Annotated in this window: 7 protein-coding genes; 3 read left to right on the plus strand and 4 right to left on the minus strand. The window is 74.6% G+C overall.

Annotation, left to right across the window (positions count from 1 at the left end; translation table 11 throughout):
* Window positions 1-73: 73 nt before the first annotated feature.
* Window positions 74-3,169 (minus strand): glycoside hydrolase family 2 TIM barrel-domain containing protein, encoded by a 3,096-nt coding sequence (locus tag AB0K80_RS20490; protein ID WP_365671576.1) that lies wholly within the window; start codon window positions 3,167-3,169, stop codon window positions 74-76.
* Between the two features lie 268 nt (window positions 3,170-3,437).
* Between AB0K80_RS20490 and AB0K80_RS20495 the strand changes: the two genes are divergently transcribed.
* The gene (locus tag AB0K80_RS20495; protein ID WP_365671577.1) at window positions 3,438-5,822 is read left to right on the plus strand and encodes a SpoIIE family protein phosphatase; all 2,385 of its coding nucleotides are present in this window, start codon (window positions 3,438-3,440) and stop codon (window positions 5,820-5,822) included.
* A 134-nt stretch (window positions 5,823-5,956) separates the two neighbouring features.
* Window positions 5,957-7,213: an SLC13 family permease gene (locus AB0K80_RS20500; RefSeq protein WP_365671854.1), complete on the plus strand. Its 1,257-nt coding sequence runs from the start codon at window positions 5,957-5,959 to the stop codon at window positions 7,211-7,213.
* 36 nt (window positions 7,214-7,249) lie between these two features.
* Here AB0K80_RS20500 and AB0K80_RS20505 read toward each other — a convergent pair whose 3' ends face one another.
* Window positions 7,250-9,565 carry a ricin-type beta-trefoil lectin domain protein gene (locus AB0K80_RS20505; protein WP_365671579.1) on the minus strand — a complete coding sequence of 772 codons (2,316 nt, stop codon included), beginning with the start codon at window positions 9,563-9,565 and terminating at the stop codon, window positions 7,250-7,252.
* A 752-nt stretch (window positions 9,566-10,317) separates the two neighbouring features.
* On the opposite strand from AB0K80_RS20505, the gene AB0K80_RS20510 reads away from it, so the two are divergent.
* Window positions 10,318-10,740, plus strand: a complete 423-nt coding sequence (locus AB0K80_RS20510) for an ATP-binding protein (RefSeq protein WP_365671582.1) — start codon at window positions 10,318-10,320, stop codon at window positions 10,738-10,740.
* A gap of 27 nt (window positions 10,741-10,767) precedes the next feature.
* Here AB0K80_RS20510 and AB0K80_RS20515 read toward each other — a convergent pair whose 3' ends face one another.
* Both AB0K80_RS20515 and AB0K80_RS20520 read right to left on the minus strand, forming a co-directional pair.
* A complete protein-coding gene (locus tag AB0K80_RS20515) occupies window positions 10,768-11,664 on the minus strand; it encodes an oxygenase MpaB family protein (protein ID WP_365671584.1) in 897 nt (298 codons plus the stop codon).
* Window positions 11,627-12,028, minus strand: coding sequence for an STAS domain-containing protein (locus AB0K80_RS20520; RefSeq protein WP_365671856.1), 402 nt, complete (start codon window positions 12,026-12,028; stop codon window positions 11,627-11,629). Before AB0K80_RS20520 ends, AB0K80_RS20515 begins: the two co-directional genes overlap by 38 nt.
* Window positions 12,029-12,067: the final 39 nt, after the last annotated feature.

Genomic DNA, 12,067 nt, shown 5'->3' on the forward strand with positions numbered 1-12,067 from the left:
GACGGGTTGGCGCCTCTTCCCCGCCCGTCGCCCCACGTCGTCCCGCCCGGACCGCCGGCCGCGCCGCGCCGGCTCAGGCGGCCGGCGCCTCCAGCCGGCTGACGCGGATCGCGCCACGGGCCTCGTCGGGGTACCGGCTGGTCAGGGTGAGCCGGATCCGGGAGCCGCGCACGGCGCGGAAGGTGACGACGGTCGGCGCGTCGGAGGCGGTGGCCCAGTCGGTGCGCGCGTCCTGGACCGGCCGCCACGCCCGGCCGTCCCACACCTCTGTCTCGATCTTCGCGGGGAGGCTGTGGGTGGCGTCCACCGTGAAGAAGACGTCGACCCGGTCGAAGCGGCGGCTGCGCCCGTAGTCGACCGACACCCAGTCCTCGGTGCGGGCCCCGTCGAAGGCGGGCAGCAGGGCGGTGGCCTGCTTGTGGAAACCGTTGGACCAGCCGGTGGCCGGGTCGCCGTCGAGCATGGCGGCGGGCAGGGTGTCCGGGCGGCCGGAGAAGCCGGCGTCGGCGTGCGGGTAGGTGACAGGTGCCGGGTGCTCGGGCCGGAACACGGGCGGCGGGGTCGTCGCCCGGTCGGCGGCCGGGGTGGCGCGGACGGTCGCGGTGCCCGTGCGCAGCCCCTCGGCCCGGGCGGTCACCTTGACCGTGCCCGTCCTCGTGCCCGAGCGGACGATGGCGAGCGCCTTGCCGTGGAAGGCGGTGCGCGTGGTGGCCTGGTAGCGCTCGGCGCTCTCCTGCCGGCCGTTGTCGAGCCCGGCGAGCGAGCCGCCCGCCACGTCGAAGGAGATCAGGTGCCCGGCGTCGGGCACCACCACCCCGCGCCGGTCGACGACCTCGGCGGTCACGAACACCAGCGAACGCCCATCGGCCGCGAGGGCCGTGCGGTCGGGCGTGAGGCGTACCGCCCAGGGGGCTCCGGCGGTGCGCAGCACATCGGTCGCGACCGCCTTGCCGTCCCTGCGGGCCACGGCCTTCAGCTCGCCCGGCGCGAACGGCACCCGCCACGTCAGGTGCAGCTTGCCGGCGCTGCCGTTGGGGCTGGTGTAGCTGCCCGGGTAGGGCCCGTCGGTGAAGGTCTTGTCGTCACCGGTGGCCTCGGTGGTCTCCAGGTACTCCCGGCCGTCGACGGTCTTCTTGGTGTCGAACCGCCGCACGCCCAGCGACCTGCCGTTGAGGAACAGCTCGACGGTGTCGACGTTGGAGTACGCCCACACCTCCACGGTGTCGCCCTCGGCGTGGTTCCAGGTCATGGGCAGCAGGTGGACCATCGGCTCGCTGGTCCACTGGCTCCGGAACAGGTAGTACATGTCCTTCGGGAAGCCGGCGGTGTCGACCGCGCCGAAGAAGGAGGCCTTCACCGGGAAGACGTCGTACGGCGTCGGCTCGCCGATGTAGTCGATGCCCGACCACAGGAACTGCCCGGCGAACCACTTGCGGTCCCGGTCCTTCTTGTGGCCGTACTCCCCGCTCATCGTCCAGGAGGCGAGGTTGTTGTCGTACGACGAGGTGGCGCGCCTGCCGGGCGTGTGGTTCTCGCCGGTGTTGAGATGCTCGGGCTCCTGGTAGGTGCCGCGCGTGGACGTCTCGGAGGACGACTCGGACTCGAAGAGGAACAGGTGCGGGTACGCGGCGTGCAGGGCGTCCACCGACTTGGCGGTGTTGTAGTTCAGGCCCAGGCCGTCCAGCTTGGCCAGCATCAGGTCGGCGGCGGAGCCCCGGGCGGGCAGGCGGCGGTATTTGTCGGAGCCGATGACGATCGGGCGGGTGGGGTCGGCGGCCCTGATCGCGTCGATGATGCGGTCGGCCATGGCGAGGCCGGCGGTGGAGGTGGAGTCGGGGACCTCGTTGCCGATGGACCACATCAGCACGGCGGGCGAGTTGCGGGCCGCGAGGACCATCTCGGTGGTGTCCTGGTCGGCCCACGCGTCGAAGAAGCGGCCGTAGTCGTACCGGTTCTTCCCGGTGCGCCAGCAGTCGAAGGCCTCGACCAGCATGACGATGCCCAGCTCCTCGCAGACCTGGATCACCTCGGGCGCGGGCGGGTTGTGGGAGGTGCGCAGGGCGTTGACGCCCATCGACCGCATGATCTCCAGCTGCCGGCGGACCGCGTCGATGCTGACGGCGGCGCCGAGCGCGCCGAGGTCGTGGTGCAGGTCGACGCCCTTGATCTTGTGGTAGGTGCCGTTGAGGTGGAAGCCCTCGTCGGGGTCGAAGCGGAAGGTGCGGAAGCCGAAGACCGTGCGGTAGGTGTCGGTGGTGCGGCCGCCGACCCGCAGCTCGGTGTGCAGGGTGTAGCGGTGCGGGGCGCCGAAGTCCCACCGCTTCGGGCGGGCGACGGTCAGTTCGTGGGTCGCGGTCGTGCGGTCGGTGACCGCGGCCGTGGAGGACGTACGGGCGACCGTGCGGCCGTTCGGGGCGACGATCCGGGAGACGACCTCCACGTCCGTGCCGGTGCCCGAGGCGTTCACGACGGAGGTCTCGACCCGGACGACCCCCCGCTCAGCGGTGATCTCCGGAGTGGTGACGCGGGTGCCCCAGCGCGCGACGTGCACCGGCTCGGTGACGACCAGGCGGGCCTCGCGGTAGATGCCGCTGCCGGAGTACCAGCGGCTGCTGGGGAGCTGGTTCTGGACCTTGACGGCGATCACGTTCCGTGTCCGGCCGTCGGTGTGCAGCAGGTCGGTGAGGTCGAGGGCGAAACCGGTGTAGCCGTAGGGGTGGCGGCCCGCCTCCTCGCCGTTGCAGTAGACGTAGGAGTCCATGTAGACGCCGTCGAACTCCACCGAGATCCGCTTTCCGGCGAGGCTCGGCGGCAGGGTGAAGGCGATGCGGTACCAGCCGAGGCCGCCGGGCAGGAAGCCGGTGCCGCTGGTCGTGCCGTGCTCGGTGGTGGGAGTCTGCTCGATGCTCCAGTCGTGCGGGACGGCGACCTGGCGCCACGCCGAGTCGTCGTGACCGGGGGCGGCGGCGTCGGCGTAGGCGCCGGTCGGGTCGGTGATGCCACCCGGATTGACCAGTGCGAAGCGCCAGCCGTCACGCAGCGGGACGATCTGGCGGCCGGACGCGCCGTGCGTCGCCTCGGCGGACCACGCCGCCGGGGCGCCCACCAGCGCTCCGGCGGCGGGGGCGGCGGCGGAAGCGAGCAGTACCGATCTCCGAGTGACCGACATGGGCGGCTCTCCCTCAGTAGGGCCCAGAAGTACTCACAACTGATCGTGACCAAACAGATTCTGTCGGTGTGTCACATGCGCCCGTCAAGGGTGCGGCAGCGTCCTTCGCCCCGGACGTCCCCTGCGGTGCTCCCCGGCGAATGCCGGAGAGGGGGCCGGGACCACCCCTCCTCACGGGGGTAACGGCACGCGCGGGACTCCGACGCACTAGGCTGGAACGCCAGTGGCGCGGCCGTTCACCGAGAGTGTGCGCAATGGAGTGACGACGATGAGCCCGGACGATCCGTTCGACGATGCCGCGGCGGCCCGGGCCGTCATCGACGCCGACGGCACGCTCACAGAGTGGAGCGAGGGCGCCCGCCGCCTGCTCGGCCACACGGCCGCCGAGGTCGTGGGACGTCCGGCCGCCGATTTGCTGGCCGACGGCGGCGCCGGCTCGCCGCCCGCCCCGGTCGACGCCCGTTGGAGCGGCACGCTCACGCTCCGCCACCGCGACGGGCACAGTGTGGCCGTGTGGGTGCTCGCCCACCGCAGGCCGCCCGAGGACGGCGGCCCCGGCGACTGGCTCGCCGTCACCCCGCTGGAGGACTCCGGCCACGACCTCGTCGAGGATCCGCTGGTCCGCACGGCCCTGACGCAGTCACCCTGCGCGACGATGATCTTCGACGAGCGGCTGCGGCTGCGCGGCATCAACGACGCGATGGCCGACCTGCTCGCCCTGCCGGCCTCCCGGCTGCGCGGCCTGCGGCCCACCGAGGTCGGCGGCCAGGCGCCCCACGCCGAGCTCGAACGCCACATCCGGCACGTGCTCGCCACCGGCCGGCCGCACGACATGCAGACGTACATGAAGGCCGGCGGCGAGAGCCGCGCGCACGCCTGGCTGGCCCGCCTGGCGCCGCTCACCGACGGCGGCGGCCGGGTGCGGGGCGTGTGCGTGACCGCGCACGACTTCACCGAGCAGTACCAGGCGCGCGAGCGGCTCCAGCTGGTCAACGAGGCCAGCGTGCGCATCGGCACCACCCTCGACGTCACCCGTACGGCGCAGGAGCTGGCGGACGTGTGCGTGCCCGCGCTCGCCGACTTCGTCAGCGTCGACCTGCTCGACCCGCAGGAGTACGGCGGGGAGCCCCACGGCCCGCTGACCGCCCCGGTCAGTCTGCGCCGCGCCGCGCACCAGTCGATCACCCCGGGCAGCCCCGAGGCCGTGGCCAAGCCGGGGCAGGTCGACGTCTACCCGGCCGCCTCCCCGCAGGCCGACTCGCTCGTCGCGGGCCACACGATCGTCGCCTCGGTGCCCACCGGCGATCTCGACCAGTGGCTGGCCTGGGACGAGACGCGGTCGCGCCGGGTCCAGGAGTACGGCGTCCACTGCACGATGTCCGTGCCGCTCCAGGCACGCGGCACCACGCTCGGGGTCGCGGTGTTCACCCGCTTCCGCAACCCCGACGGCTTCACCCACGACGACGTCCTGCTCGCCGAGGACGTCACCGCGCGCGCCGCCGTCTGCATCGACAACGCGCGCCGCTACTCCCGCGAGCGGGAGACGACCGTCGCCCTCCAGCGCAGCCTGCTGCCCCGGACGCTGCCCAGCACCGCCGCGGTCGAGGCGGCCTCCCGGTATCTGCCCGCCGCCCGGTCGGGGGTGGGCGGCGACTGGTTCGACGTGATCCCGCTGTCCGGGATGCGGGTCGCCATGGTCGTCGGTGACGTCGTCGGGCACGGCATCCAGGCCTCGGCCACCATGGGCCGGCTACGCACCGCCGTGCGCACCCTCGCCGACATCGACCTGCCCCCCGACGAGCTGCTCACCCACCTCGACGACCTGGTGGTCCGGCTGTCGCAGGAGTCCGGCGGCGAGAGCAGTCCCGGAGAGGTCGGCGCGAGCTGTCTGTACGCGGTGTACGACCCGGTCTCGCGGTGCTGCACGCTCGCCCGGGCCGGGCACCCGCCGCCCGTCCTGGTCCGGCCGGGCGGTCCGGCCCGGCAGCTGGACCTGCCCTCGGGGCCCCCGCTCGGCCTGGGCGGCCTGCCGTTCGAGAGCGTCGAGATCGACCTGCGCGAGGGCAGCGTGCTGGCGTTCTACACCGACGGGCTGATCGAGAGCCGCGAGCGGGAGGTCGACGCCAGTCACGCCCTGCTGTGCGAGGCCCTGACCCCCGCCTCCGGCTCACTGGAGGAGACCTGCGACCGGGTCCTGCACGCCCTGCTCCCGCCGGGCGGCGCCGCCGACGACGTGGCCCTGCTGCTGGCCCGCACCCGGGGGCTGCCCGCCTCCCAGGTGGCGACCTGGGACATTCCCGCCGACCCGTCGCTGGTCTCCCCGGTCCGCAAGCAGGTGCTGGACCAGCTCGACCGCTGGGCGCTGGCCGAGGCCTCCTTCACGGCCGAGCTGGTGGTGAGCGAGCTGGTCACCAACGCCATCCGGTACGGCGCCCCGCCCATCCGGCTCCGGCTCATCCACGACGCGGCGACGCTGATCTGCGAGGTGTCCGACACCAGCCCCACGGCACCGCACCTGCGGCGCGCCAAGACCTGGGACGAGGGCGGGCGCGGCCTGCTGCTGGTCGCCCAGCTCACCCAGCGCTGGGGCAGCCGGCACACCGCCGAGGGCAAGACGATCTGGGCGGAGATCGGGCTGCTCGACGAGGAGTGAGCGCCCCGCGCCCCGCTCCGGGGTGCCGCGTGACCGGCCCCGCGGGGTCCGCTGCGCCGGGGCTCTCGTGAAGCTCTTACCAGCGCCTGGTTTGATGGGCCGGCACGGCATGATCACGTCCCGGAGGACCCGTTCTGAACACCCCGCTCGCCGAAGTCCTGTCCGTCGTCCTGCTGGTCGCCGTCCTCCTGTGGGCCGTGCTCCGCCCGCGCGGACTGCCGGAAGCCGTGCTGGCCGTCCCTGCCGCCGGGGTGGTGATCGCCACCGGGGCGATCCCGCTGGAGCACGCGCGGGAGGAGGCCGAACGGCTCGGGCCGGTGGTCGGCTTCCTGGCGGCGGTACTGGTGCTCGCCCACTTCTGCGACGTCGAGGGCCTCTTCACCGCGTGCGGGGCGTGGACGGCCCGGTGGGCGGCCGGGCGGCCGGTACGGCTGCTGACCGCCGTGTTCGCGCTGGCCTCGGTGATCACGGCCGTGCTGAGCCTGGACGCCACGGTGGTGCTGCTGACACCGGTGGTGCTCGCCACCGCGACCCGGATGGGCGTCAGCGCCAAGCCCCACCTGTACGCGTGCGCGCACCTGTCGAACACGGCCTCGCTGCTGCTGCCCGTGTCCAACCTCACCAACCTGCTGGCGTTCGAGGCGAGCGGGCTGAGCTTCACCCGGTTCGCCGCGCTGATGACGCTGCCGTGGCTGGTGGCGATCGGCGCCGAGTACCTGGTGTTCCGGCGGTTCTTCGACCCGGATCTGACGGCGCCCGTCCAGCAGGCCGAGGCCGGCGAGGCCCCCGCGGTGCCGCTGTTCGCCCTGGTGACCGTGGGCTGCACGCTGGCCGGGTTCGTGGTGGCCTCGGCGGTCGGCGTCACACCGGCCTGGGCGGCCCTCGCGGGTGCCCTGGTGCTCGCCGGCCGGGCGCTGCTGCGGCGGCGGGCCACTCCGCTCACCGTGGTGCGGGCGGCGGCCCCCGCCTTCTGCGCGTTCGTGCTCGCGCTCGGCATCGTCGTCCGGGCGGTGGTCGACAACGGGCTCGCCGGCGCGCTGCACCGGGTGCTGCCCGACGGGGCGGGGCTGCCCGCGCTGCTGGGCGTCGCGGCGCTGGCCGCCGTCCTCGCCAACCTCATCAACAACCTGCCCGCGGTGCTGGTCCTGCTGCCGCTGACCGCCGGGGCCGGGCCCGGTGCCGTCCTCGCCGTGCTGCTCGGCGTGAACATCGGCCCCAACCTGACGTACGCCGGGTCCCTGGCGACGCTGCTGTGGCGGCGGATCGCGCAGCAGGGCGGGCACCGGGCCGGACTCGGGGAGTTCACCCGGCTGGGTCTGCTCGCGGTACCGGCCGCGCTGGTCCCGGCGGTGGTGGGACTGTGGCTGTCCCTGCGGGTCGTCGGGAGCTGAGGGACCCGGGCGGCTGGGGTGTGGGTGCGCGGCCGTTCAGCGGCCGCCGCCTCCGTGGCCGCCGTAGCTCCCGTAGCCGCTACCGCCGCCGTAGCCCCCGTAGCCGCCATAGCCGTATCCGCCGTAGCCGTCTCCGTAGCCGGGCCGGCCGTTGTGGTCGTCCGTGGGGCAGGAGGAGCCGTAGCAGGGGGCGCCGGCCGGGTACGGGGCCGACGGGGCCGGTCGCGGGGGCGGCGGCGTGGTGGCCGCCCTCGGGGCGGGTGTGGGGGCGGGCGCGCGCGAGGGTGCGGTGCCGCGCTTCGGTGTCGGGGACGGGGCCGGGGAGGAGGCGTCCGCCTCCCAGCGGACCGCTTCCATCTGGAGGTCGGGCCTGGAGGTCTCGATCGCCCAGCGCTGGGTGTCGTCGTCCACCCGGTTCTTGACGACCAGGGCGCCCGAGCCGTCCGTCGCGGCGGGGGCCAGGGCGAGGTTCTGGCCCCAGCGGGGCACCAGGGCGCCCTGGAGGGTGAAGTCGTAGCGCACGTCCTTGGCGTCCGGGCCGGACGCGTCGCCGCACGGGGCCAGCCGCACCGAGTAGCCGAGGCGGGAGTTCAGGCACAGGGCGGGGTCGGCGACACTGCGCAGCAGCCCGTCCGTCTCGTAAGTCCACTGCTGCGCGGGGGCCGACGAGCAGGCGGTCAGCTCGGCCTCCGCGCCCTCGACGGCCTTGCCGCCGACGAGGCCGACGCACAGGTCGGAGGAGACGTTGTGCATCCGGCCGCGCAGGGCCCCGTCCACGGCGTCGCCCGCGCCGGCCCAGGACGGATCGCCGCTCGACGTGCTGGTGCCGGACTCGGGCGTCTCGGCGGGCAGGCCGTCGCCGGCCGGGGGCGTCCCGTCGCCGGAGCCGGCGGCGGCCCACAGTCCCAGCGGGAGCACGATCAGCCCGCCCACCGTGAGGATGCCCACGGTGAGGTTGCGGCGGCGGCCGGCGCGGCGGGCCGCCTTCTGGGCGGAGCGGCGGGCGGCGCTGCGCGAGGGGGACCGGGAGACGGTCGTGTCCGGGGCGGGGTGCGCAGCGGTGCCGGTGGCGGCGCGCGGAGCGGTGCGGGGGACGGGGGGCAGGGTCTCGGGTGTGGTGCGGACGGGCGGGCCGGGGAAATCCCCGGGGGCGGGAGCCGCCCCTCCCACGGGGTCGGTGAACGACTCGCCGGCGATGCGCTCGGCAGGGCCGCCGCCGGCACCCCCGGCCGGGTACGCCTCGGTGGCCACGCCCGCGAGGTGCCCGGCAGCCCCGGGGAACCCGTCAGCGGGCACTCCCCCGGCACGGCCGGCGGCCCCCGGGAACGCCCCGCCGGCCACTGACCCGGCCCCGTCGGCGGGCTCCGGGAACAGCTGCGCGGCGAGGGCCTCCGGGCCCAGCGGCCCGCCGGCGGCGGGGCCGGGGAACGCCTCGCCGGTTGTGTCCTGCGGGTGGGCCGCCGCAGGGCCGTCGGGGTCCGTGCCCGGCTCGTCGAAGGGGTGCTGCGCGGGCTCGGGGCCGGCGAGAGCGCCGACCCGGTGCAGTACGTAGTCGCGCGCTCCCCAGCCGAGCACCGCCTCGGCCAGGGCGATGCCGAGCCCCCGGTTGAACTGGTCGAGCTGGTCCGCGCCGTTCCGGCAGTGGCCGCACCCCTCCAGGTGGGTGCGCAGGTCGGGGTCGATGTCGACGCCGCCGCGCCGGCAGGTCACGTCCAGCAGGCGCACATAACGGCGGCACTCCTCGTCGGGGGCGAGTTCGCGGTGGAGCTGGAGGCACTCCATGCGCAGCCGCTCGCGAGCCCGGTCCAGATCGGCGCGGGCGTCGTCCTCCTCGTGGCCGGGCAGTGCGGCGGCGAGCGGTTCGGCCTCGACCTCGGCGCGCCACAGCAGGCCGCGGGCGGACTCGGGCAGCCGCTGGAAGGCGCCGGAGAGCAGACGCCGGTGGCAGGGCGGTTGCAGGCGGGTCGCGAGGCGCTCGCCGTCGGCCGTCTCGGCCAGCAGGCCGGGGTGGAGCATGTCGCGTCTGCTGTCGCCGTCCCACTCGGCGGCGATGCGGCGCACGGTGGCGAGCAGATGGGGCCGCCATGCGGTCGTCGGCCCGTTCTGCCGCAGCGTCTCGCCGAGCAGCCGTGTGAAGGCGGCGGTGGTGAGCATTCCGGCGGCCTGGGAGCCGTTGGTGCACAGCCGTGCGTAGGCGAAGGCCGCCTCCCAGTGCCGGTCCAGCAGTTCGCCGACGGGCTGCGGGGCGGGCGTGGCTCCCGTCCACTTCCTGAGCTCGGCGCTCAGTTGCTCGTCCGTCGCGGGGAACTGGCGGGCCGAAGCGGGAGAATGCGACAGGCCTGCGTCTTTCACGGCTGCATTCCTCTCAAGGACGTGCGGGGAAAGTCCATACCAGGGGTATGCGACCCGTCGGCGGTGCGACGGGAACCCGTCCCTGCAGGATTCGGCGCCCCGAAATCGCGCCGAGGACAGCTCTTTTGGAGCAGGGCACGTACGGGAGCGGCCTCGCGCATGCAGAAGGAGACGTATTGTCTGCACGCCGACAAGGCACACCTTCGCACAGCTCAACGAGCCGGAACAAGAGATCACGCCGTTTCGTGCTGTACGTACCTCACCTGCGGCTTTTGACAAAGAGTCAAGGGAGTGGCGCCCGGGCGATCACGCCCTGTCGGCGCAAGATTTGCGCAGCATATTACGGTCGCTCGGCGGCCGGCATCGGGGAACCATTGGAAACCTCGGAACGACTGCCCTAAGGGCAGCTCACGCCGGTCAGCTCCGCACCGGATCCGTGTTTCGGGGACTCCCCTACAACCAATAGCGCGGCCTTCTCCGGCCGGTGGGTACGCGTCACCGGGTCCGGTACGCGCCGGGCGGCACCTCGTAACGGGCGCGGAAGGCAGAACACCGACCTGCCCGTGGCACGCGCCGCCGCCGCCTCCGGTTTCGCCGGCCCGTTCCACTTACACCGCGCGACGCCCTCGGCTAGGGAGCGGGCGGCGACCGGAGTGGCAGGCCGCGGCCGGGGTCTGGCCTGTTCGGTGCCGCGTCGCCCCGCCTCCTCGGGGTAGTCGCACACAGGGCAAGCCCGAGGAGGAAGGACCGTCGTGGAAGGATCTTCACTGCGCGCAGTGGGATGGGCACGCTCGCTGCCGATCGACACCGAGGTGAAAGCGGCACGGGACTGGGCCCGTGACCACTTGGAGAGGCTGGGCTGGACCCGCACCGCCCCCGAGACGGTGGACGCCGTGCTGCTGACCGTCTCGGAGCTGGTCACCAACGCGCACCGGCACGCTCACAGCGACGCCCAGCTGATCCTGTCGTGGGACAACGAGTGCCTGCACATCGCGGTGCACGACAACTCCACCGACCTGCCCGCACCCCGCGCGCCCAGCACGGAACGCCTCGGCGGGCGCGGCATGCTCCTCGTCGACGCGCTGGCCGACGAGTGGGACTCCCGCCCCTGCCCGCACGGCAAGGCCGTCACGGCCTGCTTCCGCGGGCCCGCGGCGGGCGGGCGGGACCACTGAGCCGGCCGGGGGCCCGGCGGGGCGGCGTCAGCGCTCGGCCGGTTCCACCTGGCCGGGGGCCGGGCCGGGCGGTGTCAGCGCCCAGCGGATCCCGGCGGTCACCGCGGTACCGAAGGGGCGTACGCACAGCCCCTCGGCCGGGGGGATCCGGGGGAGCCGCAGCGCCCGCGCGGCCCAGACCGGCAGCAGGCACACGGCGTTGGCGGCGATGACCGCGTACGGGAGACGCGCCAGGGCGGGCACGGGCGGGGTGAGCAGCAGGAAGCGGGCCGCGTCGCGTGCCTCGGCGGTGGCCCGCAGCTCCGCGCGGTAGGCGGCGAGGCGCGCCGTGAGCTCCGCCCGGTTCGTCGGCGGGTCGGCGACGCCCAGTGCCCTGGCGATACGGGCCATGTCGGCCACGTAGCCGTCGCACCCGGCGTCGTCCAGGGGGCGGGCGCCATAGCGCTGGTGCGCGCGCAGGAAGCTGTCGGTCTCCGCGAGGTGCACCCAGCACAGCAGGTGCGGGTCGGCGGCGCAGTAGGCCTGCCCGTCGGTGGTGGTGCCGCGCACCGTGTCGTGGACGGCCCTGACCCGGTCGCAGGCCCGCTGGGCGCTGTCCGCGGGACCGTAGGTGGTGACGGCCAGGAAGGTACTGGTGCGCTGCAGCCGCCCCCAGGGGTCCCCGCGGAATCCCGAGTGTCCCGCAACGGCGGCCATGGCCAGCGGGTGCAGGGACTGCATCAGCAGGGCCGTCAGGCCGCCGATGAACATGGCGGCGTCCCCGTGCACCCGGCGCACGGGCCGCTCGGGGCCGAACCAGCGCGGACCGGGTGTGTCGTGGATGCGGGCCCGGGTGGCGGGGCCCTCCGGGCCGGCCACCCGGGAGAAGATCGCCCGGCCGAGCCGGTCACGCAGGCCCAGGGCGTCGTCCGGGGACAGTCCCATGGCGGTCACCTCCGTTCCGCCGGGCGCAGGCCTCCCGCACGTCGGCGAACATGTCGAACACCTGGTCGAGGCCGGTCATCCGCAAGATCCGGGCCGTTTTGTCCGGTACGGCCGCCAGGGCGAATCCGGCGTGCGCGGCGAGCGCCTGGTTGCGCAGGGCGAGCAGGGCGGTCAGGCCGCTGGAGTCGCAAAAGCGCATGCCGCTCAGATCGACCAGCAGCAGCCGGCCCGGTGGCAGGAGCACCTCCCGTGCGACCTGGCGCAGCTCAGCAGCGGTGCGGTGGGGGGGGGGGGCCCCCCCCCCCCCCCCCGGGGCGCGCGGGCGGGGGGGCCTGGGGGTAGAGCTGCGGCTGGGCGGCGGCAGGCCGGGGCGAGGCGGACGGGGCGGGCCGCGGGCGGCCCC

Source organism: Streptomyces sp. NPDC052682 (assembly GCF_040678435.1).
GTDB lineage: Bacteria > Actinomycetota > Actinomycetes > Streptomycetales > Streptomycetaceae > Streptomyces.